We start from the raw sequence: 22,651 nt of genomic DNA on the forward strand, positions 1-22,651 counted from the left end.
CGCTCAATGCGCGGCCGCGCTCAGCTGGGCCTCCTCGGGCCCGTGCGGCACGTAGTCGGACGAGCTCCAGGTCTTGAGGCTCTGCCACTTGCGCCGGTCCAGCCGGAACTTGTCGACCGGCAGGAGCCCTCCCCGCGCCGGGAAGCTCTCCAGCCCAGACCCGACATGCGAGAAGCCGCACTTCTCGAGCACCCGCTGGCAATCCGGGTTGACGACCCGGGCGGAGGCCAGGAGCTCCTTGCCCTCCGTATAGGCGAAGAAGGCGTCGATGAGCGAGCGCGCCGCTTCCGTCGCGAGCCCCTGCCCCCAATGCGGCGTCCCGAGCCAGTAGCCGAGAACCGGCGCGGAGGGCACGTCGCAGCGGATCTCGACGGTGCCGATCAGCTGGTTCGGCTTCGCCCGGGGCGTGATCGCCATGACGAGCCGCCTGCCGTCCGCGTTCGCTTGCCGGGCCGCGAAGACGAATTTCTCGGCCTCGTCCGGCGGGTAGGGATGCGGAATGATCCCCGTCATGTCGGCTACGACTTTCTCACCGGCGAGACGGACGATGGCGGCGGCGTCGGCGAGGCGGGGCCAACGGAGCCACAGCCGGCGGGTCTCGAGCCGGAACACGTCGTCACGGGTGAGGTCGGGAAACATTGTCCTGCTCCGATCCTGAAGGGCTGCCCGGCTGCGCCGGGGGTGGAGCCCAAACGACTTAGGGGGAGGTGGTCTCCCACCTCCCCCTTGGATCGAAGCTCGGCCGTTTACGGGCCTGTCTGGAGCTTCTTCCGCCGGTTCCGTGGGAACATCGGCGGAGCTCCAGTTGGACTCTCCGCCGTTACTCTGCCGCCTCTTGGGCGGGAATGACCGATACGAAAGCTCGGCCGGCTTTCGTGAGGAATCGGACGCGGCCAGCCGTGGTCGCGAAGATCGTATGATCCTTGCCCATGCCGACATTGGCGCCGGGATGCCATTTGGTGCCGCGCTGACGAATGATGATGTTGCCGGCGATGACGCGCTCATCACCGAACTTCTTGACGCCGAGACGACGGCCGTCGGAGTCGCGGCCGTTGCGGGACGAACCGCCTGCCTTTTTATGTGCCATGACGCGTGTTCCTGAACTTGTTCCGAGGTTACTCGGCCGAGGCCGATTCGGCCAGGGCCGGCTCCGAAGCCGCTGCCGCTGCCGCCGGGGCGGAGAGCGTCTTCCCGTTCAGCGTGAAGGAGCCGATCCGCACGACCGTGAGGTCCTGCCGGTGGCCGCGCTTGCGGCGCGAATTCTGGCGGCGGCGCTTCTTGAAGGCGATCACCTTCGGGCCGCGCGTCTGCTCGACGATGGTCCCGGCGACGGTCGCGCCGGCAACCGCCGGGGCGCCGACCTCGACGCCGCCCTCGTGCGAGAGCGTGAGAACCTGGTCGAAGGTCACGTCAGTACCGGCCTCGCCCGCGAGGGTGGCGACCTGGATGACGTCATTGGCGGCGACGCGGTACTGCTTGCCGCCGGTCTTGATCACTGCGAACATCGTTCTGATCCGTGTTCAAACCGGATCTCCGCCATCGGCGTGTCCGGCTTCTTTGCAGTTGCGGGATGTCTCGGCCCAAGGCCAAAACGGCGAATGCGCGGGCAGGGTGGCCCGCGCATGAACCCGCCGGGATTAGGGGCCCGGCCCGCCAATGTCAATGCGGAACGCGCCTCAGCCCGCGAAGGCGGCGCGCCGCCGCCACAGGCCGAACCCGCCGGCCGCCGCCACCGCGAGGCTCCCCGCCAGCACGGCGAGGGCCGGGTTGCGCAGGGCCTCCGCGCTCTTCGCATAGGCGAGGAGCACGCGCTCGCCGAGCCGCGCCTCGTAGATGAGGCGCCGCTCCGGGTCGATCAGGAAGCGCAGCGGGATCCCCTGCGGAAGCCGGTCGATATCCGGCACCCGGAGGCTCCGGGGCGGGGAGACGATCAGGTAGCCGCGCCCGCTGCCCGCCACCGCGATGTCCTGCCGGCGGCGGGTCGTGGTGCCCCACTTGCCGCCGCCCTCCCGCACCCACTCGTCCGCCGCATAGACGGGCGCGACCGCCTCCGCGACGGCCAGCGCCTCGCGCGCGACCGGCAGCGCCCGAAACGCCATGACGGCGATGACGAGCCCCGCCAGCGCGAGCCCGCCGAACCAGAGCACGGCGCCGAGGCTCGGCTCGCTGTCCTTCGTGTCGACCATTCGGTTCACCCCCACCCGAGGAATGTTGCAGGCGGGGGCCGTCCGGCTGTGCGCTGGAACACGGGGCGCTTGCGGCGCGGGGCGCTTCGCGGCACGAGGCGGGGCCGGTTCGCGCCGCCGCGCCGGCCTTGGGAGGAAAGAGACACGATGTTCAGCCATGTCATGGTCGGGTCGAACGACATCGAGCGCTCGAAGCGCTTCTACGACGCGCTGTTCGCGGCGATCGGCGGCAAGCCCGGCCGCATCGACGAGAAGGGCCGGCTGCTCTACCTGCACAAGGGCGGCCTGTTCATGGTGTCGAAGCCCATCGACGGCGAGCCGGCCCATCACGCCAATGGCGGCACGATCGGTTTCACGATGGACAGCCCGGAGCAGGCCAAGGCCTGGCACGATGCCGGCGCCGCGGCCGGCGGCACCTCCATCGAGGACCCGCCGGGCCTGCGCCACCAGCATTTCGGGACGCTCTACCTCGCCTATCTGCGCGACCCGGACGGCAACAAGCTCTGCGCCCTCCACCGCCCCGCCGCCTGAAGCGGGCGCCGCACGGGCACGTGGAGTGCCTCGAGGCATGAGTCTTCGTTCTCGCGAGCCTTTGGCTCCGAGTTTCGGCGGGTGACCCTCGGGCTTGACCCGAGGAGCCTGCCCTCGGACCTGATCCGAGGAGCTTGCCCTCGGGCTCGACCCGAGGGAGCGGGACGCCGGACGACCGGCGTGTAGGATAAGGAAGCCGGTCACCCGGCGCCCCGCGACGGTCTTTTCGGCCCCTGGGCACACGCCCGGTCAGCCGCCCGGGCGCCACGGTTTCCGGAACCGCGACCTCGGGACCCGCCCTCGCCTCCGACAACGGTGCCCGGTGTCGACCGCCGTTCCCTCGCCGGAGAGGAGTGATGGCTATATAGGAATAAATGCTAGATCTGTCAAGTTGGGGTTCCGCTCACACCGGCGAAAGCCGGTGCCCAGGGGTGGGCCCCGGCCTGCGCCGGGGCGAGCGGGGGAGGTGGCAGACGGCTGGATTGCTTCGCTACGCTCGCAAAGACGAGCGCGACCGCGCCGCCGCGCACCCTCCCCCGCGCGGGAGAGGGTTTCGCGCACGGCCGAACGAGCCTCACCCGGTGAACAGCCTCCGCTCGCGCCAGAGCCCGAACCCGCCGACGGCCAGCATCAGGCCGGCGAAGCCGAGCCCGCCGAGCGCGGCGCCGCGGCGGCTGCCGGCGCTGGTTTCGTAGGACAGGAGCACGCGCTCGCCGAGCCGCGCCTCGTAGATGAGCCGCGCATCGGGATCGATCAGGAAGCGCACCTTCGTGCCGCGGTCGAGCCGGTCGATATCGGGCACCCAAAGGGTCCTCGGCGGCGACACGACGAGGTAGCCCCGCCCTGCCCCGGCCACCGCGATGTTCTGCCTGCGCCAGGTCGAGGCGCCGCGCCGGCGCGTCTCGTGGACGAGTTCGTCCGTCACGTGGATGGGCGCCACCGCCTCCGCGACGGCGAGGCGCTCGCGCGCGGGCGGCAGGCGCAGGAGGCAATAGATTGCGAGGACCAGCCCGGCGAGCGCGATGCCGCCGAACCACACCGCCCCCCACAGGCTCGGCTCGCGCGGTTTTCCCTCGCCCATTCCTGTCTCCGGCGCCCGGCATCGCACGACGGGGCGGCGGCCCCGCGGCGCCGGAGCACGCTCAGTTCTGGAGCAGCTTCGATCCCTTGATGACCACGTCGCCGCTCGCCTTCGCGTTGATCTTGCCGCTCGCCGCGATCGTCACGTCCTTGCCCTTCAGGCCCAACGTCCCGTCCTTCTTCAGGGTGACGGAGGCGTCGCCCGCCTTCGCCAGGACGTCGTTGCCGCCCTCGAGCACGAGGCTTTTCCCCGACACGAGGCTGCCGGAATCGGTGGAGCGCAGCGCGAGGGTCGTGCCGGCCTGCACCGCCATCGCCTTGCCGGCCGTGAGCGAGACGTTCATGCCGGCCGAGAGCTGGAACCCCGCATTGCAGACCACCGAGGCCGATTGCCCGGCGACGAACGACAGGCCCGCCCCGGCGCTCACGCTGGCGCCGGCCCCGGCCGTGACCGAGAGCGCCGTGCCGGCCGTGATCGACAGCCCGGCGGGGGCGACGATCTCGACATTGCTTCCCCGGACCCGGAGCGCCGCCTCGAGCAGGGCGACCCGCGCCTCGAGATCCCGGAGCTGACGGTCCTGTCCTGGATGATGCGGTGCGCTCGCCACGGCAATGCTCCCTTGTCCCCGCGCCGGACTTGCGCCGGCCAAGTCGAGTGAAGCACAGGCGAGTATTGCCCGCTACGCGCCACCCCGGCGGAAGACGGAAGAGAGTGCCCGCCCTCCGCCCGCGCCGGGGCGGCGGAGCGGTGCGGCGCCCGGCGCCGTGCTATGCTTCGGGCGAGGAGGACGCCGCCCATGTGCCGCAGCATCAGGACGCTCCACAACTTCGACCCGCCCGCCACGGACGACGAAGTCCGCGCCGCCGCGCTGCAATTCGTGCGAAAACTGTCCGGCACGACGCATCCGTCGAAAGCCAACGCCGAGGCCTTCGACCGCGCCGTCGCGGCGGTGACCGACGCCGCCCAAACCCTCCTCGCCTCCCTGCAAACCAGCGCCCCGCCGCGGGATCGGGACGTGGAGGCGGAGAAGGCGCGGGCGCGGTCAAGGGAGCGGTTTGCCAGGGTGGGGTAGCGGCGCGCTCCCTGCCATCCCCGGCGGGCGCACAGCGCCCGGGAAGGGGATCCAAACAAGCTCACCGCAGCAGCGGGCCCTGGACTGCCTTCCCCTCCTGACCACTGAGTGGGAGGCGGGGCTCGATGATGGTTGCCGGAAGTCGAGCCCGCAATCCCACCAGGGCGCCTGGGTTTCGCTGCACTCCGCACAGCGGGCCGTTCAGACCAGCACGTTCTGAAGTCCCTCCTATGGGGCCATCAGACCGGTGTCCGGTGAATCCTTCACACTCGCGGCTCCACGAGCCGTAACACTTGGAAAAATTACTGCAGCTACTAGCGTCGCCCTCATGGTTGAGCAATATGGGCCTCGGAGGGTACAGTGGCAGATACAGTGAACGACGGTCCTTTTCTGAGCTACACAGCCAGTCTGATCACTCAGGGGAAACACCGCTTTTACACCTTGACGATCCCCTCGGACGTCCTCGCGCGAACCTGTTTTGTAATCGACAGAGACGAAGACCCCGTTCAAGGCTTTCAACGTCTCCTCGACAAGACTCGCGCTCAGCAGATCGCTGACTACATTGACGCAGGATTTGGAACTATCCCAACGTCTGTTGTTTTATCGGCACAGAAAGTTGCCGACTTCGAATATACGCGCAAGACACGCACCGTTCGCTTCCGCGAAAACCCAAAGTCCTTTCTCGTCTTGGATGGGCAACACAGGATCTATGGCTTTCATCTCGCAAAGTCTGAGCTTCGGGTTCCAGTCGTAGTTTACAATGAACTTTCTCGCGCAGATGAATCTAAATTATTCATCGACATAAATACAAAACAAAGACCCGTTCCCAACGAATTACTACTAGATATCCGAAAATTAGCAGACTATCGAAATGACATAGAGACTCGGCTTGGCGACATATTCGACTTGTTCGCCACCCAGCCGGACAGTCCGCTATTTGGTCTTATGTCACCCTCGAAACGAAAAAAAGATCACATATCAAGAGTGACCTTTAACGCCGGCCTGAAGTCGATTCTATACATTTTCGGCGAAGCTGAATCTACCGACATTTACCGCGTTGTGGCGTCGTATCTCTCGGCCTTCGTATCAGAGACCAACAAGAGAAACCTGGAGGTCGACCTCACTGCTCCCGTAGCATTCCGGGCGGTCCTCTCCATTCTGCCTGACATCGCCCAACGTGTTCGGGACAAGCACGGCACAGGTTACTCGCCTGACGATTTCGCTGACGTTGTCGGAGACATGTTGAAGAACATAAAACCGTCGTCAGCGAAAAACATAGGAAACAGCGTATCCGCTTATGCAAAGGTATTTACCGACGGACTGAAGGTTAAGACCATTTTCTAAACATGCATAATCTGATCGAATCAGCGCGACTTCTTTGGTGTCCGGGACTCTCTGGACTACAAGGAAACCCGAAGGGCAGCCTGCAAGACTGGCTTGCTACCGCAACCTACGCCCCAGTCGCTGCCGGGCCGGGCCTGACTCTGCAAGGGATCGAGATGCGCGATTTCCTTAGCTCACTGGCCGCCGACATAAACCGAGTGTCGTCGGCAGCGAGTGAGTCATTATGCAATATCAACGCCAATGACTCCGTTCCAAAATCCGTCGCTTGGCCATTTGTCAAACTTTATTACTCAGCATTATTCTATGCCCATTGCGTACTGCGAATTTGGGGTAAATCACCTAGTTATTTACGAACATCTGATATGATCAAGCTTCGGGAAATACTTTCGATTTACGGCATCTCACCGCCGTTCAAACTTAACACGGGGCAGTTCATCATCTCTGCCGATCCAGCTTCTTCGACAACTACCATAACGCCGGATCCAGGATCTGGGGGCTCACACGAGGCAATCTGGCGAGCTTTCAATTCTGGCCTAGCGGACCTGACATATCGATTGGCTGACGCCCCGATTGTCACGAAGGACAAGGAAGCATTAACTGCAAGCATCGCTCGATTATCGTCGATAATGACGAATAACGGAGCAAATATCTCCTGGCTCTCGTTTATGCGCAACAATATTCAGTACAGACAAGCTGAAGGCGTGTGGTATCCCTACCCGGGCCGCCGCCTGCGCACGGTCGATATCGAGAGCCAGATCACCCTCCTTCGAGAAGGAAAGTTGGACATTGAGGTCGTACTGAAGGCGACCGGCGATGAGCTATCGCTGTTTCGATCGGCTTGTCTGGCCGTCGCGATCTTTGGTCGAGGAGTGATATCGGATCTATCGCAGAGTTCCGGACCGCGAGGCTTCTTGAAGTACGGCCAGAGCCGTTTCGAGGGTTCATTGATAAGGGCACTTGATAGCTGATGGTGTGGAACTCGGCAGCGCCCTTAGGTTCGGCGAGGACGAAGTGGTGAACTCACAGCGGTGCAGCGGGCCGGGATGGCCGGGTCAAGCCCGGCCATGATGTCGGCGCGCTAGGCGCGCCTCGTGATTCCGCCGCGTCGACGTCGAGCTTCCCGCCGTTCGCCGGGAAACTCCGCTGACTTCGCGGCCATAGCAGCGCGCGCCTCCTACCTCGTCGCGAGTGTCCCCCGAAATGCCGCGCTCCAACCCTAGTCTCGAAACCCGTGGGGCGATTGTGCGTGCTTCGAGGCTTCGCTTCGCTCCGCACCTCAGCATGACGGGCGTCGGGTGGGCGGATGAGCGCGTCTCCTTCTCCCCTTCAGCGGGAGAAGAGCTTGCCCCCGCGAAGGCGGGGGTGGCCCCGGCGTCAGCCGGGGTCGGATGAGGGGTCCGGCGCCAAGCTCGGGAAGGGCCCACCCCTCACCCGGTCGGGCGCTGCCGCGCCCGACTCGACCTCTCCCGCACGGGAGAGGCGGGGCGCAGTGCATCGGCCCGGGATGGCCGGGTCACGCCCGGCCATGACGTCGGCGCGCGAGGCGCGCCTCGTCATTCCGCCGCGTCGACGTAGAGCTTGCCGCCGGTCGCCAAAAACTCCGCGCTCTTCGCCGCCATGCCGGCGCGCGCCGCCTCGGCTTCGGCGGAGGCGACTTCCAGCGCGCGGCGCTCGTTGTCGCCCATCGCCCGCACCTCGGCGCGCAGATCCTGCGTGATCTTCATCGAGCAGAATTTTGGGCCGCACATGGAGCAGAAATGGGCCACCTTGTGCGCGTCCTTCGGCAGCGTCTCGTCGTGGAAGGACCGGGCCGTGTCGGGGTCGAGCGAGAGGTTGAACTGGTCCTCCCAGCGGAAGTCGAAGCGGGCGCGGGAGAGGGCGTCGTCGCGCAGCAGCGCGGCCGGGTGGCCCTTGGCGAGGTCGGCCGCGTGGGCGGCGATCTTGTAGGTGATGACGCCCGTCTTGACGTCGTCGCGGTTCGGCAGGCCGAGGTGCTCCTTCGGCGTGACGTAGCAGAGCATCGCCGTGCCGTACCAGCCGATCTGCGCCGCGCCGATCGCCGAGGTGATGTGGTCGTAGCCGGGCGCGATGTCGGTGGTGAGCGGGCCGAGCGTGTAGAACGGCGCCTCGCCGCATTCGCGCAGCTGCTTCTCCATGTTGACCTTGATCTTGTGCATCGGCACGTGGCCGGGGCCCTCGATCATCACCTGGCAGCCTTTGTCCCAGGCGATCTTGGTCAGCTCGCCCAGCGTCTCCAGCTCCGCGAACTGCGCCCGGTCATTGGCGTCCGCGCGGCTCCCTGGACGAAGTCCATCGCCGAGGGAGAACGAGACGTCGTAGGCCCGCATGATGTCGCAGATCTCGTCGAAGCGCTCGTAGAGGAAGCTCTCGCGGTGCCCGGCGAGGCACCAGCGCGCCATGATCGAGCCGCCGCGCGACACGATGCCAGTGACGCGGTTGGCGGTGAGCGGGACGTGCGCGAGCCTGACGCCCGCATGGATGGTGAAGTAGTCGACGCCCTGCTCGGCCTGCTCGATCAGGGTGTCCTTGAAGACCTCCCAGTCGAGCTTGAGCGGATCGCCGTCGACCTTCTCCAGCGCCTGGTAGATCGGCACGGTGCCGATCGGCACGGGCGAGTTGCGCAGGATCCAGCCGCGGATGTTGTGGATGTTGCGGCCGGTGGAGAGGTCCATGACGGTGTCGGCGCCCCAGCGGGTCGCCCAGACCATCTTCTCCACCTCCTCGGCGACGCCGGACGTGACGGCCGAGTTGCCGATATTGGCGTTGATCTTGACCAGGAAGTTGCGGCCGATGGCCATCGGCTCGACTTCCGGGTGGTTGATGTTGGCCGGGATGATGGCGCGGCCGCGCGCCACTTCCGAGCGGACGAATTCGGGCGTGACGAAATCCGGGATGGCGGCGCCAAAACTTTCGCCGTCCGCGATGGTCTCGGCCGCACCCGCGAGCGCCGCCTCGCGGGCGAGGTTTTCGCGGTGCGCGACATAGATCATCTCGTCCGTGACGATGCCGGCCTTCGCGAATTCGTATTGCGTGACCATCTGGCCGGCTTTTCCGCGCAGGATGGTTCGCTCCGCCGGGCATTCGGGCACGAGCTTGTCGGCCGAGACGTTGCCGTTGTCCTCCGGCTTCACCTGACGGCCCGGCACGGCCTCGAAGCCGCGCGCATCGATCCAGGCGCGGCGCGTCTGCTTCAACCCGGCCGCGAGGTCGATGCCGGCATCCGTCTCCGTATAGGGGCCGGAGGGATCATAGACGCGGACGGCCGGCTCGTTCGGATCGGTGAGCTGGATCTCGCGGAAGGGCACGCGGATGTCCGGCCGGTCCTTCGGCGACGCATAGACCTTGCGCGAGCCCTGGATCGGGCCGGTCGTCACCGTCTCGGGCGTGCCGACCGGCAGTTTTGCGCTCTTCGGATCGATGTGAACCGTCATAAGTCTCGCTCCCGCGGGCACCGTGGTGCCGCCGTTGTGGGATGCTGCGAGAGATGGAGGGCGCTTGGGGGGAACTCTGACGCGCGCCGGTTCCAGTCCCTTCGCCGGCATGACCCGGATCAGGTTCAAGGGTCACGGCGCAACCAGCCGTATCTCAGCCCCTTGCGGGACCCCCCTCGGAACGGCCGCGAGTGTCCTCGCGGCCGGGGCGCTTGTCAAATGGCGGTCACGCGAGGTGGCCGCGCAGCGTGGCGCTCTGCAGGCAGCCCCGGACCCGGAGCGCGTGCTCCCGGACGGCGAGCGCCAGTTCGAGCCGTTGCGCCTCGTCGGCGCGGCCGATCCAGCGCAGCTTGCGGATCTGCTTGGTGAGGTCGCGTCGCACGATCTCGGCGGGCTCGACCTCGGGGCGGGCATGGCCCTGGGCCTCGGCGGGCATGGCGCCGAGCAATCGGGTGCGGGCTGAGTTGGGCATGGTCGCGCGCTCGCCGGATCAGGCGTTGCCCGCGCCGCTTCGCGGCGGCGCCTCCCCGCGCTGTTCGGAAAGGAGCCGCAGCGTCGTGTGGAGGTAGTCGGGCACGTAGGCCCCCAGCGTGTCGCCCCGCAGCCGGATCAGCTTCAGCATGAAATCGGCCGTCAGGAGGTTCTCCTGCGTGCGGCTCTCCTGGGCGAGGAGGATCTGCGCGAGGGTCGCGTGGGTGATGTCCTCCTGGGTCCGGGTGTCGACCACCACGAAGTCCCGGCCCGCGCGGGCCATCTCGGCCAGGTCCTCCAGGTTCACGTAGGCTCCCGCCTGTATGCTGTAGAGCCGCCTGTTCGCGTGCTTCTTGATGAGATCGGGCGTGTTTGCGCGTGCGTTCATCCGGCAGGTCTCGATTCCGGCACAACTCTCCCGTCGCCGCGACACGGCGCGGCCGGGCGGAAAGGCAATGCGATGGTCTGGCTGCTTGGAAGGCCGGTCCGCTGGGCGCGCCCGGCCCGGTATGGGATCACTGGGTCAGCACGACCCGGGTGAGTTCGCGAAGGTAGGGCTCGCGTCTCGCGCGATGCAGCTCGCGCAGCCGGTTCAGTACGTGCTTTTTCGTGGTGGAGCCCGACCCGCTGCGGCCGATGCGCTCGCATTCGCAGGCATGGGCAAAATCAAGCTCGATCAGGTCGGTCATCAGGCCGTCGAAACTGACCTGTCTGAGTTCTATCCTCTTCCCCGCTCCTTCCCCTGTTCCGACTGCATTCAACGCCTTTGCTTTTGTCTCGACCACCAGGCTGCCTCCCCCAATCCGGTAGAGATCAGCAATCGATAACGCCTTCGTGATCGAGATCAGTTCGACGCCTAACACAACGCCGAACCGTACGGAAAAGTACTTCGGCCTGTGCTGCTCCTACCTGAAGGCGCCCGGCAGGAGGCGCTCGAGATTGGCGCGGTTGAGCCGGTAGCAGCAGCAGGCGCTCTCCTCGAGCCTGCCGGGGTCCACGACGCGAATCATGCCGCGGCCCTGCTCGATGAGACCGGCAGCCTGGAGCGTGCGGGCGATGAGGCTGACCGTGGGACGCTGCACGCCCAGCATCTCCGAGAGGAAGTCGTGCGTCAGGGGGAGATCGTCCCGCCCCGCCCGGTCCCGCGTCGCCAGGAGCCAGCGGCAGAAGCGCCGCTCGACGGAGTGGAGCGCGTTGCAGGCGACCGTCTGGAAACTCTGGAACAGGATCGCCTGGAGGTAGCGGGAGAACACGTCCTGCATCGTCGGGCTGGAATGGACGGCCTGCACCAGACGCGCAGTACTGATCTTCGACGCGGTGCCGGAGATCTGCACGATGTAGCGTCCGAAGGAGTTCTCGGCGACGAGCGAGCTCAGGTAGCCCGCCACGCCCTCGCGGCCATAGACGGCCACCTCCGCCGTCTCGCCCTCCTCGAGCACCGCCACCAGCGAGATCATGCTCCCATGCGGGAAATACGCGGAGGTGATCGGCTGGCCGGGTTCGTAGAGTCCCTCGCCCTGCCGGAGGTCGACGACGCGCAGATCGGGCCTGAGGATCTCGAAGTCGCTCGGCTGGAGAGCGGAGAGAAGGCGATTCCCGAAATGGGCGTCGCCGATCTCGTCCGCCGCGCCCGTCGCGGGCGAGGCGCGCCTGGAGAGCGGCGGGTCCTTGCCCGGCGCTTCGCCCGCTAATCCCAGACGGGCCAAGATTCCGCTCCCTGAAAAGATTCTAGATCAACTGGCGATTGCGACGCCAGTTTCGGCTGCCGAACACGACGAGCGATCCGACGGCCGGACCACAAGCCTACAACGGGTCGGAGGCCCTGTTCAGGGATATGGCATCAACCCAAAGTAGTACCTCGTGGAAGCCGGCCGCAGGCCGACGGGCCGCGATTCGCTCAGCCGGGCGACGCACCCTGGGTGCCGACATGGACGGCGTAGATCGACTGGCTCGCCGCCATGAACAGGCGATTCCGCTTGGGCCCGCCGAAGCAGACATTGCCGCAGACCTCCGGCAGCCGGATCCGCCCGATCAGCTTGCCCTCGGGATTCCAGACCGTCACGCCGCTATAGCCGACGTTCCGGCCGGCATTGGAGGCCGACCAGACGTTCCCATCCACGTCGCATCGCAGCCCGTCGGAATTGCAGTTCACCCCGTCCACGACGCAATCCGTGAAGCGGCGGCCGTTGGACAGCTTGTTGTCGGGCCCGACATCGAAGACGTGGATGTCGCCCTTTCCGCCCGGCCCGCGGTCGCCGGGGCCCTTGCCGGTCGAGGCCACGTAAAGCCGCTTGTGGTCGGGCGAGAAGGCGAGCCCGTTCGGATCGGGGACCTGCTCCTCGGTGATCACCACGTCGAGCCGGCCGGAGGGATCCAGCCGGTAGACGTTGGTCGGCAGCTCGCGCCGCCAGCGGCCGATCTCGGGAGGCTGGCCGAGGCGGGGATTGATCCGGCCCGACGCGTTGGACGGCCCGCCCGCCTCGTCCGGCGCGCCCTCGTAGAGCTGCCCGCCATAGGGAGGATCCGTGAACCAGACCGACCCGTCGGGATGCGGCACCGCGTCGTTCGGCGAGTTCAGCCGCTTGCCCTGGTAGTTGTCGGCCAGGATCGTGGCGGAGCCGTCCAGCTCGTAGCGGACGACGCGGCGGTTCAGGTGCTCGCAGGAGATCTGCCGGCCCTGGTAGTCGAAGGTGTTGCCGTTGGAATTTCCGGAGGGCGCGCGGAAGACCGAGACGCGCCCGTCATCCTCGATCCAGCGCAGCTGCCGGTTGTTCGGGATGTCGCTCCAGACGAGATAGCGGCCCTGCGCGTTCCAGGCGGGTCCCTCCGCCCAGAGGGCGCCCGTCCAGATGCGCTGGATCGCGGCGTTCGGCTGCACGAGGTTGTCGAAGCTCGGATCGACCGTGAGGATGTCCGGGTCGGAGAAGTAGGTCGTCGGCGCGCCGCGCCGGCTGAAGTCGCGAGGCGGGTTGCTGATGACGGTCGGCGGCCCCTGTCGCTGCGCCGGCGCCTGCCCGAGCGCGGCGCCCGATGCCGCGGCTGCGGCTCCCGCACCCAGAATGCCCGTGAATGCGCGGCGCGACAGGGCGCCGCCGCCCACATTGCTCGACATGGCACGTCCTCCCGGCGGCGCTCTCGGGAGGCCGACGGCCTTCGGGCGACGCTCGCCGGAAAGGCTAGGCGGGGACGGATTGCACGGTCAAGGAGGTGTTCGGGATCCGCTCACACGGCCACGTTGTCGAGGAGACGGACCGAGCCGAGCCGGGCCGCGACGAGCAGGCGGGCGGGTTTTCCGGGCTCCAGCGCATCGAGCGGCTTCAGCGTCTCCGGATCGGCGACCGCGAGGTAGTCGATCGGCCCGAAGCCGAGTGCCTCCAGCTCGGCCCGCCCCTTCGCCAGCACCTCGGCCACGGGCCTTGCGCGCAACTCGCCGGCCGTGCGCGAGAGGATGACGTTCAGCTTGCGGGCGGTCGCGATCTCGTCCGGCGACAGGTACGCGTTGCGCGAGGAGAGCGCGAGGCCGGCCTCGTCCCGCACGGTCGGATGCGGCACGACCTCGAGGGGCAGGTCGAGGTCGCGCGCCATGCGGGTCACGACCTGGAGCTGCTGCCAGTCCTTCTCGCCGAAGATCGCGTAATCCGGCCCGCATTGGGTGAAGAGCTTGGCCACCACGGTGGCGACGCCGGCGAAATGACCGGGTCGCGCCGCCCCCTCGAAGCCTTCGCTCGGGCCCGCGACCGTGATCTCGGTGGCGAAGCCGGGCGGGTACATGTCGTTCACGCCGGGCGCGAAGATCACGTCGGCGAGCCCGACGAGCGCCGCCCGGTCGCGGTCGGCGACGCGCGGATAGGCCTCGAAATCCTCGTTCGGGGCGAATTGCTTCGGGTTGACGAAGATGGAGACGACGACCCGCTCGGCGCGCTCCCGCCCGGCCCGGACGAGCGCGAGATGCCCCTCATGCAGGGCTCCCATCGTGGGCACGAGTGCGACACGCTCGCCCGCCTGACGCCACGCGGCGACGCGGGCGCGAAGCTCGGCAACACTCCGAACGGTCTCAGGCGCCTGCATGATCTCCCCTGTGCTGGCTTCGGCCGACGGGCCGCTTGTCGGAAGCTTGGCCGGCCCGGTCAACCCGCGGAACGCTCTCCCTCCTTTGTCAAAAACCGGCCCCAGGGTGGGCTGCGGTTGTATCGAAGAGTGATCGGGATTATGTGGTGTGCGTCGACTTTGGCCGGACAACTGGGCCGTTTCGCCTCTACCGGGCGCACGCTTCAGACTTTTCTACCCAATATCGCGAAGCCGAAATCGAGGCGGGCAACCGCTCGCTTCCGATTTCAACGTGCACGATCGAGACGAAAGGATCCCCGTCATGACTTCGGGAACCGTGAAGTTCTACAACGAAACCAAGGGCTACGGGTTTATCGCCCCCGACGACGGCAGCAAGGACGTTTTCGTCCATGCGACCGCTCTCGAGCGCGCCGGCATCCGTAGCCTGGCAGAAGGCCAGAAGGTGTCGTTCGACACCGAGCAGGATCGCCGCTCCGGCAAGGTCGCCGTGGCGAACCTTCAGGTCGCCTGATTTCATAAACCCGGAGGAAGCCGCGCGCTTCCTCCACCCCCCTCCAACATTGCGCCTCCCTGTCGGGCGCAGAAAGCGAGATCCCTTGCAGGTCCTGGTTCGCGACAATAACGTCGATCAAGCTCTCCGCGTGCTCAAGAAGAAGATGCAGCGCGAGGGCATTTTCCGCGAGCTGAAGAAGCGCAAGGCGTTCGAGAAGCCGTCCGAGCGGAAGGCTCGCGAGCGTGGTGAGGCCGTCCGCCGCGCCCGGAAGCTCGCCCGCAAGCAGATGCAGCGCGAAGGCCTGCTGCCGAAGCCGAAGCCGAGGCAGTTCGACGCGCGCCGCCGCCCGGCACAGGCTCCGCTTCCAAGCGCGACGCAGGCCCCGAGCGCCTAAGCTCGGAGCCGTCTCTTGGCGGATCCGTCGCTCCCCGTCGCGATCTATCTGGCCGAGCTGCCGGACGCGGCGTGGTCAGACCTGGAAGCCGTGGCGGAGGATCTTCTGTCGCGGTTCCGCGGCCTGTCCCGGGCCGAGCTCGAGCGCGGCATCGCGATCTCGCTGGAGATCGCGCGCGCCCGCACGGCCGAGACCAGGACCGGTCGCCAGCAGGCGATCGCGAAGGTGCTCGCCGAATCCGGCGTGGCCGCCGCCGCGACGCATGTCGCGTCCGAATGGACCGAGCACGCGGCCTTCTTCCCCGGCGCGGGGCGCGCGCCGGCCTGAGATCCGGCTAGCCGACCCCGCGCACGCGCGCGAAAAACTCCCCGACACCCTTCTGGAGATCGCCTGAGCCTACCGCCAGGCGGTCGGTCCATTGGACGATCGCCTCGACGGCGGCGAGATGCCGCCCCGTCGCGGCATCGACGGCGCTCATTTCCTCGCTCGCCCGCGTGGTCGTGCCGGCAACCGCCCGGATCCCCTCCGAGATGGACCGCGTTGCGGCCGCCTGCTCCTCCACCGAGGCCGCGATCGCGGTCGCGGAGACGGAGATTCCGGCCACGGCCTCCATCACGGCCCCGATCTGAGCCAGCGAACGCTGCGCCGCCCCGCGGATCGCGGCCGTCTGGCGCGAGATTTCGTGGGTCGCCTGCGCGGTCTCGTTGGCCAGCGCCTTGACCTCCTGCGCCACGACCGAGAACCCGCGACCGGCCTCGCCCGCCCGCGCCGCCTCGATCGTCGCATTGAGGGCGAGCAGGTTCGTCTGGGCCGCCACCTTGGAGATGAGCTCCACGACCGAGCCGATCTGATCGGCCGCGAGCGCGAGCTCCTCCAGGCCGTTCATGGACGTGCGGGCGTCGCCCGCCGCGTTGCGGGCCCGCACGAGGCTGTCGCCGCTCTGCTGCCCGATCTCCCCGATGGCGATCGCGAGCTGGTCGGTCGCCGCCGCGGCCGCCACGACCGTCTCCTGCGTCTCCGCCGCGGAACGCGAGGCCGAGCTCATGCGGGCCGAGGTCTCGTTGGCGACCTCCCGCATCTCGGCCGAGTTCGAGCGCAGCGCCTCGGCGGCCGAGGCGACCGCCATCACGACCTCGCGGATGGCCGGCTCGAACTCCCCGATCGCCCGCTCGACTGTCTCGCGGCGCAGCTCGGAGGCCTGGAGCGCCGCATCCTGCTGCAGCGCCATCGTCATGGCGACGTCGAAATCGAGGGCCGCCCCGACGAGGCGGGCCGCCCGGCCGAGCCTTGCCCCGCTGAACCGATGCCGTGCCTCGAGCACGCGGAGCATCGCCCCATAGACGATGTGGCGGGCGAAGAGGCGCGTCCGCGCGGAAACCTCCAGGCGCTCGTGCTCCGCCGTCATCCGGCGGCAGGATTCGACATAGGCCGCGTCGAGCCGGCCGGACAGGACGAGCGCGAGGTGATCCTGCTCCAGGCGCCGGATCGTCGGCCCGTGCCGCTCGAACAGCGCCCGGGTCGGCGGGTTGGCGAGTTCCAGCGCGACGAATTCGTCGAGGGAGGAGGCGAGAGCCGGCTCGAGCCGCGGCCAGAGGCCGGCGAGCGTGCGGAATTCGGCCTCCCCGAGCCGATAGAGCTTCAGCCGCGCGGCGAAGCTGGCAGGGAGCTCGCGCTTCTTGGCAACGTCCATGGGCAATAGGCTGCTCTCTTCGGACGACGGGGCCGCAGGGGCCCCGTCTGGGTTAGTGGCAGGGAATGGTTAATTCCGGGTGAGAGGCCTGGCGCGCACGCCGCGGTTGTGCCGGGCGCGTGCGCCTGCCAAACGGAAGCCATGCGGTTCCTCGGCATCGGCGACACCTGCGACCTCGGCGCCCTCTATGGCCGCCTGGTCGAGGATGGCCACGACGTTCGGGTCTCGATCGCGGAGCCGCTCGCGCGCGGCACCATGGCGGGGCTCGTGCCGCAGACGGAGGATTGGCGCGCCGAGCTCGACTGGGTGCGCGAGGCCGGCCCGGACGGGATCATCCTGTTCGAGAACGTCGCCAAGGGCCGCGGCGCCGTCCAGGACGAACTCCGCGCGGAAGGGTTCAACGTCATCGGCGGCTCGGCCTTCGGCGACCGGCTCGAGAAGGACCGCGCCTATGCCCAGGGCGTGCTCGCCCGGATCGGCCTGAAGGTCGCGGGCGTCTGGGATTTCGAGGCCGCCGAGCCCGCCCTCGCCTTCCTGGCCGAGCGGCCCGGACGCTACGTGCTGAAGTTCTCCGGCGAGGGGTTCGGGGCCTCCGACAACTATGTCGGGCGCCTCCGCGACGGCCGCGACGTCGCCGCCATGATCCGGGCGAGGCTGCTCGGGCGCAGCGAGGGGGCGCGCTTCATCCTCATGGAATACCTCGAGGGCGTGGAGATGGGCGTCGGCGCCTATTTCGACGGGGAGTGCTTCCTCGAGCCCGCCTGCCTGGACTGGGAGCACAAGCGCTTCTTCCCGGGCGACATGGGCGAGCTCACGGGCGAGATGGGGACGGTGGTCACCTATGACCGGACCGGGAGGTTCTTCGAGCGCACGCTGGCCCGCATGGCGCCGATCCTGCGGGAGAACGGCTATCTCGGCTACATCAACCTCAACACGATCGTGAACGACCGGGGCATCTGGCCGCTCGAATTCACCTGCCGGTTCGGCTATCCGGGCTTTGCCATCCTCGATCCGCTGCAGGAAACCTCCTGGGCCGAGCTCTTCCGCGCCATGGTGACCCGCTCCGGCACGCCGTTCCGGACGCGGCGGGGCTTTGCCGTTGGGATCGTGCTGACGACGCCCCCCTTCCCGTATATGCGCCGCGAGGTGGAGGCGCCCGTCGGCCTCCCCGTCCTGTTCGACGGCGAGCTGACGGATGCCGACCGGCGCCACTTCCACCATGGCGAGATCGGGCTCGATCCCTCGGGCAGTCTCGTGACGAGCGGCATCTACGGCTGGACGGCCGTGGTGACGGGAACGGGCGCGACGATCGCGGAAGCACGCGTCGAGGCCTACCGGCTGGCCGACCGCGTCCTGGTCCCGGACATGCGCTACCGGCGCGACATCGGCGAGAAGCTCATCGCGGGCCAGCTCGCGCAGGTGGAGGCGCTCGGCCTCCTCGATCCACCTGCCGCATAAACGGGCAGAATCGGGCGGAACCGAGTTCGCCCGGCCCGCTTATCTGGGCCGGCGCACCTGGCCCCGTGCCTTCCAGCCTCGACAGGCGCCGTCTCCTCCGGCCGGCGGCTCCGCCCGGCCTTCTGCAGGTCGAGCCAGAATGAATGCTCCTTTCGAGGCCATCGGCGTCCGGTCGAGCCAGCGGCTGCCGCTTCGCATCTCGCAGATGGGCCGGCGGGGCCGGGGCGTGATCGCGGAGGCCGACATACCGGCCGGCGCGCTCATCGAGCGCTCGCCCGTCCTGGTCATCCCGCCGGAGGACCGGAAGTCGGTCGATCCCACGATCGTGTTCACCTACGTGTTCATGTGGGAGCACGGCACGGTGGAGGAGGATCTCTACCGGCACGAGGGGCGGTCGGCCATCGCGCTCGGCTTCACGAGCCTGCTCAACCACTCCTACACGCCCAATTGCGACTTCGTCCGGCACATCGACGAACTCGCCATCGACCTCGTCGCCGCCCGCGACATCGCGGCTGGCGAGGAGCTGACGATCGACTACCAGATGACCCTCTGGTTCACGCCGGAATAGCCCAGCGCCTCGCCGCGATCAGGACTGCGCCGTCGGCCGGACGACGATGTCGCCGACATCGACCTCGGGGGGCTGCTCGATGGCAAACGCGATCGCCCGGGCGATCGCCTCCGGGGGAATCGCGATCTCCTCCATCCGGGCGCGGACCTGCGCCTTCAGGGCCGGGTCGCTCATGCTGTCGGCGAAGTCGGTTCGCACGAAGCCCGGCGAGATCCCCGTGACCCGTAGGGCGCCGCCCGCCTCCTGGCGCAGTCCCTCGCAGATCGTCCGGACGGCGTTCTTGGTCCCGGCATAGACGGCCTGCTGCGGCACGATCTTCAGCCCGGCGGTCGAGATCACGGTCACGAAATGGCCCGCGGCCTGGCGGCGGAACACCGGCAAGGCCGCCGCGATCCCATAGAGGAAACCCTTGATGTTGACGTCGATCATGGCGTCCCAATCCTCGACCCGCAGATCGTCGAGCGGCGAGATGGGACCGATGCCGGCATTGCCGACGAGCACGTCCAGCCTGCCGAAGCGCTCGCAAGCTAGGTCGACGAGGCCGGCCAGATCCTCGCGCCGCGTCACGTCGACAATCCTGTAGGCCGCATCGCCGCCTGCCTCCACGATGGCGGCAGCGAGCGCCGCCAGGCGCTCCTCGCGCCGTGCCCCGAGCACCACCTTGGCGCCTCTTGCCGCGAGCATCCGCGCGGTCGCCTCCCCGATGCCGCTGCTGGCGCCCGTGATCGCGACCACCTTGCCTGCGATGCCCGACATCGCCGCCTCCGCTTCGTTCGTCATGCCGGGATCTTGCGTCGCCACGGCCGGACGATCTATGCGCCAGACACCAGTTCTTCTGCGCGCACGTCCAGGATCGGCCATGGATCCTCTGTCCCAGGTCTTTTCCCTGCTGGATGTGCAGAGCCTCGCCACGGCGCGCCTCGAGGCCGGCGGAAGCTGGGCGCTTCGTTTCGCCGCCAAGCCCTATCTGAAGTTCAACGCGGTCCTCCGGGGACGCTGCTGGATCGAGCTGCCGGGCGTGGAGCCATGCCGGCTTGAGGAAGGAGATACGTTTCTCCTGGCGAACGCCCCGCCCTTCGTCCTCTCGACGGCGCCCGGCCTGCCGGCGATCGACGGAACGGCGCTCTTCGCCGGAAACCCCTCCGGCATCGTCCGTCACGGCGGGGACGACACGGTGCTGATCGGAGGCGGGTTCGTGTTCGGAAGCGAGGATGCGCGGCTCCTGCTCGATGCGCTGCCGCCCTTTCTCCACGTCCCGGCGCAGGAGCCCGCCGCCGCCATTCTCCGCCGCACGCTGCAGCTGCTGGACGACGAGCTCGACAGCGGCCGGATGGGCGAATCCCTGATGACGGGCCGCCTCGCCGACATCCTCCTCGTCCAGGCGCTCCGGGCGCATGTGGCCGTGAACGGGCCGGATGCGGCCGGCTGGATCGGGGCCCTGAGCGACCGCAGGATCGGCCGCGCGATCAGGCTGATGCATGAGGAGATCGGCCGACGGTGGACGGTGGACGCCCTGGCGAAGGCCGTCGGGATGTCCCGGTCCGGCTTCGCTCTCCTTTTCAGGGGCCTCGTGGGTGTTCCGCCGCTCGAATATCTCCTGCGCTGGCGGATGCAGGCCGCGCGCGCCGCCTTGAAGCGGGGCGACCAGTCTATCGCCGAGCTCGCGGCCAGCCTCGGCTACGCGTCAGAAAGCGCCTTCGGAAACGCCTTCAGGCGCGTTGTCGGCCACGCCCCGCGCCGCTACGGAGCGATGCGCCGCGCGGCGGCCGGCAGCTAAAGCGCCGGGGGCGCAAGCGCCTGAAAAAAGCCGGGAGAGCGCCCCCTCCCGGCCGGTCCGTCGGGCTGCCCGCGGCAGCCGATCCGATCAGTCGTTGTCGCGATCGCCGCGGTAATCGCCGCCGCCGCGATAGCCGCCGCGATCCCGATCCCAGTCCCGCCGACGGTCGCCATGCATGCTGCGGGTGCGCTCCAGGAGTTGCACCACGACGTCCATGCAGGCCCGGGTGGATTCGCCGTCGGCGCAACGGACCGCGATCTCCGCGCCTCCCGGCGCTTCCAGCTTGATGAAGGCGCCGCGTCCGGGGCGCCCGTCGCGTGGTCCCGGCGGGGGACCCTGGTTGTCCCCTGGCGGCGGCGGAGGCGCGCCCGGCCCTGGAGGAGGAGGCGCGGGCTGCGCCTGGGCGGCACCGGCCAGCAGGGCTGCGACCAACGCGGCGGCGAGGGTCTTCATGGGCGTCCTCCTCGAAGATGATGGCACGTCCATCAATCCCGCCGGGAGCCGGTCGTTCCGCCGGCGGATCGTCGCTCTCAACGCATGCCGACGCGCTTTTCGCGGCGGCGGTCGACCGACGATGGGATGCGCAGCGACTCCCGGTACTTCGCGACGGTACGGCGCGCGATGTCGATGCCTTCGCGCTGCAGGCGCTTCACGAGCGCGTCGTCCGACAGGATGTCCTCGGGGTTCTCGGCATCGACCAGCTGCCGGATCCGGTGGCGCACGGCCTCGGAGGAATGCGCCTCCGCGCCCGACGCGCTCGGGATGGACGCGGTGAAGAAGTACTTCATCTCGAAGGTGCCGCGGGCGGTACCGATCGCCTTGTTCGACGTGACCCGCGACACCGTCGATTCATGCATCCCGATCGCATCGGCGACCGTCTTCAGGTTCAGCGGCCGCAGGTGGGAGACGCCATGCGCAAAGAATCCGTCCTGCTGCCGGACGATCTCGGTCGCCACCTTGAGGATGGTCTTGGAGCGCTGCTCCAGCGAGCGGGTCAGCCAGTTCGCGCTCTGCAGGCATTCGCTGATGAAGCTCTTCTCCGCCTCCCCCTTCGCCTGGCGCGAGACCCGGGCATGGTAGGCTTGGTTCACCAGCACCTTCGGCAGCGTGTCGGGATTGAGCTCGATGATCCAGCTTCCATCGGGCGCGGCGCGGACGAACACGTCCGGCACGAGGGTTTGCACGGGGCCGCCGCCGAAGGCCCGCCCCGGCTTCGGATCGAGCTGGCGGATCTCGCCCAGCATCTCGGCGAGGTCGTCGTCATCGACGCCGCAGATGCGCCGGAGCGCCGCCATGTCGCGCTTGGCGACGAGGTCGAGCCGGCCGACCAGCGCCTCCATGGCCGGATCGAAACGGTTCCGCTCGCGCAGCTGGATCGCGAGGCACTCGGCGAGGTTCCTGGCCGCGATGCCGGAGGGGGAGAAGCCCTGGACGAGGCGGAGGACGCGCTCGACGTCGGCCGTCCTCACGCCGAGGTTGTCCGCCAATTGCTCGCAGGTCTCGCTCAGATAGCCGGCCTCGTCGACGGCATCGATGACGTGGCGGCCGATGAAGCGGTCGACCGCATTCGCCGTCGCCAGATCGAGCTGGCCGACGAGGTGCTCGTGCAGCGAGGGTTCGCTGGCGAGCCTCGTCGCGAAATCCGTATCCTCGCCGTCGAAGGATCCGCCCGATTTCTGCCAGGCCGGGGTAGAAAGCGTGAATGCGTCGAGCTGCTGCTCCTGCCCTCCGGGGGCGATGGGCTCGTCGAAAACGTTGTCCAGGGGCGGGGCATGGTCGCCCTCGATCTCGCCGCGGGTCAGGTCGATGTCGCCGGACCGGATGGTCTCGGCGACCTGCTGCCCGAGTTCCGCGAGGGCGAGGTCGCCGCCTCCGTCGCCGTCCCGCTCGCCGGCCTCCAGAAGCGGATTGCGCTCCAGTTCCGCCTCGACATAGCTGACGAGATCGAGATGGGAGAGTTGCAGCAGCTTGATCGCCTGCAGAAGCTGAGGCGTCATGACCAGGGATTGACCCTGGCGCATTTCGAGTCGCTGCATCAACGCCATACGTTGCCCCGACGCGCCTTT

General features: G+C 68.0%; 27 protein-coding genes and 1 riboswitch. Of the genes, 10 read left to right on the forward strand and 17 right to left on the reverse strand.

Annotation, left to right across the window (positions count from 1 at the left end; genetic code table 11):
• Positions 1-3: 3 nt before the first annotated feature.
• The 4 genes from ACO2SS_RS19090 to ACO2SS_RS19105 all read right to left on the reverse strand — a co-directional run bounded on the left by ACO2SS_RS19090 (position 4) and on the right by ACO2SS_RS19105 (position 2,186).
• Positions 4-639, reverse strand: a complete 636-nt coding sequence (locus ACO2SS_RS19090) for a GNAT family N-acetyltransferase (protein WP_423279353.1) — start codon at positions 637-639, stop codon at positions 4-6.
• 181 nt (positions 640-820) lie between these two features.
• Positions 821-1,087, reverse strand: coding sequence for a 50S ribosomal protein L27 (gene rpmA, locus ACO2SS_RS19095; protein WP_423279354.1), 267 nt, complete (start codon positions 1,085-1,087; stop codon positions 821-823).
• Positions 1,088-1,115: 28 nt separating this feature from the next.
• Complete coding sequence (gene rplU, locus ACO2SS_RS19100; protein WP_423279355.1) at positions 1,116-1,505, reverse strand: 50S ribosomal protein L21; 390 nt, start codon at positions 1,503-1,505, stop codon at positions 1,116-1,118.
• Between the two features lie 171 nt (positions 1,506-1,676).
• Positions 1,677-2,186 (reverse strand): hypothetical protein, encoded by a 510-nt coding sequence (locus ACO2SS_RS19105; RefSeq protein WP_423279356.1) that lies wholly within the window; start codon positions 2,184-2,186, stop codon positions 1,677-1,679.
• 147 nt (positions 2,187-2,333) lie between these two features.
• Here ACO2SS_RS19105 and ACO2SS_RS19110 point away from each other — a divergent pair, with 147 nt between their 5' ends.
• Complete coding sequence (locus ACO2SS_RS19110; protein ID WP_423279357.1) at positions 2,334-2,717, forward strand: VOC family protein; 384 nt, start codon at positions 2,334-2,336, stop codon at positions 2,715-2,717.
• 574 nt (positions 2,718-3,291) lie between these two features.
• On the opposite strand, the gene ACO2SS_RS19115 is transcribed toward ACO2SS_RS19110, so the two are convergent.
• Positions 3,292-3,798 carry a hypothetical protein gene (locus ACO2SS_RS19115; RefSeq protein ID WP_423279358.1) on the reverse strand — a complete coding sequence of 169 codons (507 nt, stop codon included), beginning with the start codon at positions 3,796-3,798 and terminating at the stop codon, positions 3,292-3,294.
• A gap of 61 nt (positions 3,799-3,859) precedes the next feature.
• A complete protein-coding gene (locus ACO2SS_RS19120) occupies positions 3,860-4,405 on the reverse strand; it encodes a hypothetical protein (protein WP_423279359.1) in 546 nt (181 codons plus the stop codon).
• Positions 4,406-4,594: 189 nt separating this feature from the next.
• On the opposite strand from ACO2SS_RS19120, the gene ACO2SS_RS19125 reads away from it, so the two are divergent.
• From ACO2SS_RS19125 to ACO2SS_RS19135, 3 genes are all read left to right on the forward strand, one after another.
• Positions 4,595-4,870 carry a DUF2277 domain-containing protein gene (locus tag ACO2SS_RS19125; protein WP_423279360.1) on the forward strand — a complete coding sequence of 92 codons (276 nt, stop codon included), beginning with the start codon at positions 4,595-4,597 and terminating at the stop codon, positions 4,868-4,870.
• Between the two features lie 360 nt (positions 4,871-5,230).
• Positions 5,231-6,214: a DGQHR domain-containing protein gene (locus ACO2SS_RS19130; protein WP_423279361.1), complete on the forward strand. Its 984-nt coding sequence runs from the start codon at positions 5,231-5,233 to the stop codon at positions 6,212-6,214.
• Positions 6,215-6,216: 2 nt separating this feature from the next.
• Positions 6,217-7,182 (forward strand): hypothetical protein, encoded by a 966-nt coding sequence (locus ACO2SS_RS19135; RefSeq protein WP_423279362.1) that lies wholly within the window; start codon positions 6,217-6,219, stop codon positions 7,180-7,182.
• 585 nt (positions 7,183-7,767) lie between these two features.
• Here the strand turns inward: ACO2SS_RS19135 and thiC are convergent.
• From thiC to panC, 7 genes are all read right to left on the reverse strand, one after another.
• The gene (thiC, locus tag ACO2SS_RS19140; RefSeq protein WP_423279363.1) at positions 7,768-9,666 is read right to left on the reverse strand and encodes a phosphomethylpyrimidine synthase ThiC; all 1,899 of its coding nucleotides are present in this window, start codon (positions 9,664-9,666) and stop codon (positions 7,768-7,770) included.
• 78 nt (positions 9,667-9,744) lie between these two features.
• A riboswitch (TPP riboswitch) is annotated at positions 9,745-9,853 on the reverse strand.
• A gap of 39 nt (positions 9,854-9,892) precedes the next feature.
• Complete coding sequence (locus ACO2SS_RS19145; RefSeq protein WP_423279364.1) at positions 9,893-10,138, reverse strand: hypothetical protein; 246 nt, start codon at positions 10,136-10,138, stop codon at positions 9,893-9,895.
• A gap of 18 nt (positions 10,139-10,156) precedes the next feature.
• On the reverse strand, positions 10,157-10,525 hold the full coding sequence (locus ACO2SS_RS19150) for a polyhydroxyalkanoate synthesis regulator DNA-binding domain-containing protein (protein ID WP_423279365.1): 369 nt from the start codon (positions 10,523-10,525) through the stop codon (positions 10,157-10,159).
• Between the two features lie 127 nt (positions 10,526-10,652).
• Positions 10,653-11,000 (reverse strand): hypothetical protein, encoded by a 348-nt coding sequence (locus ACO2SS_RS19155; RefSeq protein ID WP_423279366.1) that lies wholly within the window; start codon positions 10,998-11,000, stop codon positions 10,653-10,655.
• Positions 11,001-11,042: 42 nt separating this feature from the next.
• The gene (locus ACO2SS_RS19160; RefSeq protein WP_423279367.1) at positions 11,043-11,843 is read right to left on the reverse strand and encodes a Crp/Fnr family transcriptional regulator; all 801 of its coding nucleotides are present in this window, start codon (positions 11,841-11,843) and stop codon (positions 11,043-11,045) included.
• 191 nt (positions 11,844-12,034) lie between these two features.
• Complete coding sequence (locus ACO2SS_RS19165; RefSeq protein ID WP_423279368.1) at positions 12,035-13,249, reverse strand: SMP-30/gluconolactonase/LRE family protein; 1,215 nt, start codon at positions 13,247-13,249, stop codon at positions 12,035-12,037.
• Positions 13,250-13,359: 110 nt separating this feature from the next.
• On the reverse strand, positions 13,360-14,205 hold the full coding sequence (panC, locus tag ACO2SS_RS19170) for a pantoate--beta-alanine ligase (RefSeq protein WP_423279369.1): 846 nt from the start codon (positions 14,203-14,205) through the stop codon (positions 13,360-13,362).
• Between the two features lie 301 nt (positions 14,206-14,506).
• On the opposite strand from panC, the gene ACO2SS_RS19175 reads away from it, so the two are divergent.
• The 3 genes from ACO2SS_RS19175 to ACO2SS_RS19185 all read left to right on the forward strand — a co-directional run bounded on the left by ACO2SS_RS19175 (position 14,507) and on the right by ACO2SS_RS19185 (position 15,419).
• A complete protein-coding gene (locus ACO2SS_RS19175; protein WP_423279370.1) occupies positions 14,507-14,716 on the forward strand; it encodes a cold-shock protein in 210 nt (69 codons plus the stop codon).
• An 85-nt stretch (positions 14,717-14,801) separates the two neighbouring features.
• Positions 14,802-15,092 carry a 30S ribosomal protein S21 gene (gene rpsU / locus ACO2SS_RS19180; RefSeq protein WP_423279371.1) on the forward strand — a complete coding sequence of 97 codons (291 nt, stop codon included), beginning with the start codon at positions 14,802-14,804 and terminating at the stop codon, positions 15,090-15,092.
• 15 nt (positions 15,093-15,107) lie between these two features.
• Complete coding sequence (locus tag ACO2SS_RS19185) at positions 15,108-15,419, forward strand: hypothetical protein (RefSeq protein WP_423279372.1); 312 nt, start codon at positions 15,108-15,110, stop codon at positions 15,417-15,419.
• 7 nt (positions 15,420-15,426) lie between these two features.
• Here ACO2SS_RS19185 and ACO2SS_RS19190 read toward each other — a convergent pair whose 3' ends face one another.
• Entirely contained in the window at positions 15,427-16,782 is a 1,356-nt protein-coding gene (locus ACO2SS_RS19190) for a methyl-accepting chemotaxis protein (RefSeq protein ID WP_423279373.1), read from the reverse strand.
• A 141-nt stretch (positions 16,783-16,923) separates the two neighbouring features.
• On the opposite strand from ACO2SS_RS19190, the gene ACO2SS_RS19195 reads away from it, so the two are divergent.
• Both ACO2SS_RS19195 and ACO2SS_RS19200 read left to right on the forward strand, forming a co-directional pair.
• A complete protein-coding gene (locus ACO2SS_RS19195; RefSeq protein ID WP_423279374.1) occupies positions 16,924-18,240 on the forward strand; it encodes a hypothetical protein in 1,317 nt (438 codons plus the stop codon).
• A 139-nt stretch (positions 18,241-18,379) separates the two neighbouring features.
• Positions 18,380-18,808, forward strand: coding sequence for an SET domain-containing protein-lysine N-methyltransferase (locus ACO2SS_RS19200; RefSeq protein WP_423279375.1), 429 nt, complete (start codon positions 18,380-18,382; stop codon positions 18,806-18,808).
• An 18-nt stretch (positions 18,809-18,826) separates the two neighbouring features.
• Here ACO2SS_RS19200 and ACO2SS_RS19205 read toward each other — a convergent pair whose 3' ends face one another.
• On the reverse strand, positions 18,827-19,564 hold the full coding sequence (locus ACO2SS_RS19205; RefSeq protein ID WP_423279427.1) for an SDR family oxidoreductase: 738 nt from the start codon (positions 19,562-19,564) through the stop codon (positions 18,827-18,829).
• 103 nt (positions 19,565-19,667) lie between these two features.
• Between ACO2SS_RS19205 and ACO2SS_RS19210 the strand changes: the two genes are divergently transcribed.
• Positions 19,668-20,585, forward strand: a complete 918-nt coding sequence (locus ACO2SS_RS19210) for an AraC family transcriptional regulator (RefSeq protein WP_423279376.1) — start codon at positions 19,668-19,670, stop codon at positions 20,583-20,585.
• An 87-nt stretch (positions 20,586-20,672) separates the two neighbouring features.
• On the opposite strand, the gene ACO2SS_RS19215 is transcribed toward ACO2SS_RS19210, so the two are convergent.
• Both ACO2SS_RS19215 and rpoN read right to left on the reverse strand, forming a co-directional pair.
• Entirely contained in the window at positions 20,673-21,038 is a 366-nt protein-coding gene (locus tag ACO2SS_RS19215; RefSeq protein WP_423279377.1) for a hypothetical protein, read from the reverse strand.
• A gap of 77 nt (positions 21,039-21,115) precedes the next feature.
• Positions 21,116-22,630 carry an RNA polymerase factor sigma-54 gene (gene rpoN, locus ACO2SS_RS19220; protein WP_423279378.1) on the reverse strand — a complete coding sequence of 505 codons (1,515 nt, stop codon included), beginning with the start codon at positions 22,628-22,630 and terminating at the stop codon, positions 21,116-21,118.
• Positions 22,631-22,651: the final 21 nt, after the last annotated feature.

This window comes from Enterovirga sp. CN4-39, from assembly GCF_049446235.1.
Taxonomy (GTDB): domain Bacteria; phylum Pseudomonadota; class Alphaproteobacteria; order Rhizobiales; family Beijerinckiaceae; genus Enterovirga.

What these genes read in the sequence shown, in the direction of transcription:
- ACO2SS_RS19090 (WP_423279353.1), bottom strand. Translation starts at nt 639, where the DNA reads ATGTTTCCCGACCTCACCCGTGACGACGTGTTCCGGCTCGAGACCCGC.
- rpmA (WP_423279354.1), bottom strand. Translation starts at nt 1,087, where the DNA reads ATGGCACATAAAAAGGCAGGCGGTTCGTCCCGCAACGGCCGCGACTCC.
- rplU (WP_423279355.1), bottom strand. Translation starts at nt 1,505, where the DNA reads ATGTTCGCAGTGATCAAGACCGGCGGCAAGCAGTACCGCGTCGCCGCC.
- ACO2SS_RS19105 (WP_423279356.1), bottom strand. Translation starts at nt 2,186, where the DNA reads ATGGTCGACACGAAGGACAGCGAGCCGAGCCTCGGCGCCGTGCTCTGG.
- ACO2SS_RS19110 (WP_423279357.1), top strand. Translation starts at nt 2,334, where the DNA reads ATGTTCAGCCATGTCATGGTCGGGTCGAACGACATCGAGCGCTCGAAG.
- ACO2SS_RS19115 (WP_423279358.1), bottom strand. Translation starts at nt 3,798, where the DNA reads ATGGGCGAGGGAAAACCGCGCGAGCCGAGCCTGTGGGGGGCGGTGTGG.
- ACO2SS_RS19125 (WP_423279360.1), top strand. Translation starts at nt 4,595, where the DNA reads ATGTGCCGCAGCATCAGGACGCTCCACAACTTCGACCCGCCCGCCACG.
- ACO2SS_RS19135 (WP_423279362.1), top strand. Translation starts at nt 6,217, where the DNA reads ATGCATAATCTGATCGAATCAGCGCGACTTCTTTGGTGTCCGGGACTC.
- thiC (WP_423279363.1), bottom strand. Translation starts at nt 9,666, where the DNA reads ATGACGGTTCACATCGATCCGAAGAGCGCAAAACTGCCGGTCGGCACG.
- ACO2SS_RS19145 (WP_423279364.1), bottom strand. Translation starts at nt 10,138, where the DNA reads ATGCCCAACTCAGCCCGCACCCGATTGCTCGGCGCCATGCCCGCCGAG.
- ACO2SS_RS19150 (WP_423279365.1), bottom strand. Translation starts at nt 10,525, where the DNA reads ATGAACGCACGCGCAAACACGCCCGATCTCATCAAGAAGCACGCGAAC.
- ACO2SS_RS19165 (WP_423279368.1), bottom strand. Translation starts at nt 13,249, where the DNA reads ATGTCGAGCAATGTGGGCGGCGGCGCCCTGTCGCGCCGCGCATTCACG.
- panC (WP_423279369.1), bottom strand. Translation starts at nt 14,205, where the DNA reads ATGCAGGCGCCTGAGACCGTTCGGAGTGTTGCCGAGCTTCGCGCCCGC.
- ACO2SS_RS19175 (WP_423279370.1), top strand. Translation starts at nt 14,507, where the DNA reads ATGACTTCGGGAACCGTGAAGTTCTACAACGAAACCAAGGGCTACGGG.
- ACO2SS_RS19190 (WP_423279373.1), bottom strand. Translation starts at nt 16,782, where the DNA reads ATGGACGTTGCCAAGAAGCGCGAGCTCCCTGCCAGCTTCGCCGCGCGG.
- ACO2SS_RS19195 (WP_423279374.1), top strand. Translation starts at nt 16,924, where the DNA reads ATGCGGTTCCTCGGCATCGGCGACACCTGCGACCTCGGCGCCCTCTAT.
- ACO2SS_RS19200 (WP_423279375.1), top strand. Translation starts at nt 18,380, where the DNA reads ATGAATGCTCCTTTCGAGGCCATCGGCGTCCGGTCGAGCCAGCGGCTG.
- ACO2SS_RS19205 (WP_423279427.1), bottom strand. Translation starts at nt 19,564, where the DNA reads ATGTCGGGCATCGCAGGCAAGGTGGTCGCGATCACGGGCGCCAGCAGC.
- ACO2SS_RS19210 (WP_423279376.1), top strand. Translation starts at nt 19,668, where the DNA reads ATGGATCCTCTGTCCCAGGTCTTTTCCCTGCTGGATGTGCAGAGCCTC.
- ACO2SS_RS19215 (WP_423279377.1), bottom strand. Translation starts at nt 21,038, where the DNA reads ATGAAGACCCTCGCCGCCGCGTTGGTCGCAGCCCTGCTGGCCGGTGCC.
- rpoN (WP_423279378.1), bottom strand. Translation starts at nt 22,630, where the DNA reads ATGGCGTTGATGCAGCGACTCGAAATGCGCCAGGGTCAATCCCTGGTC.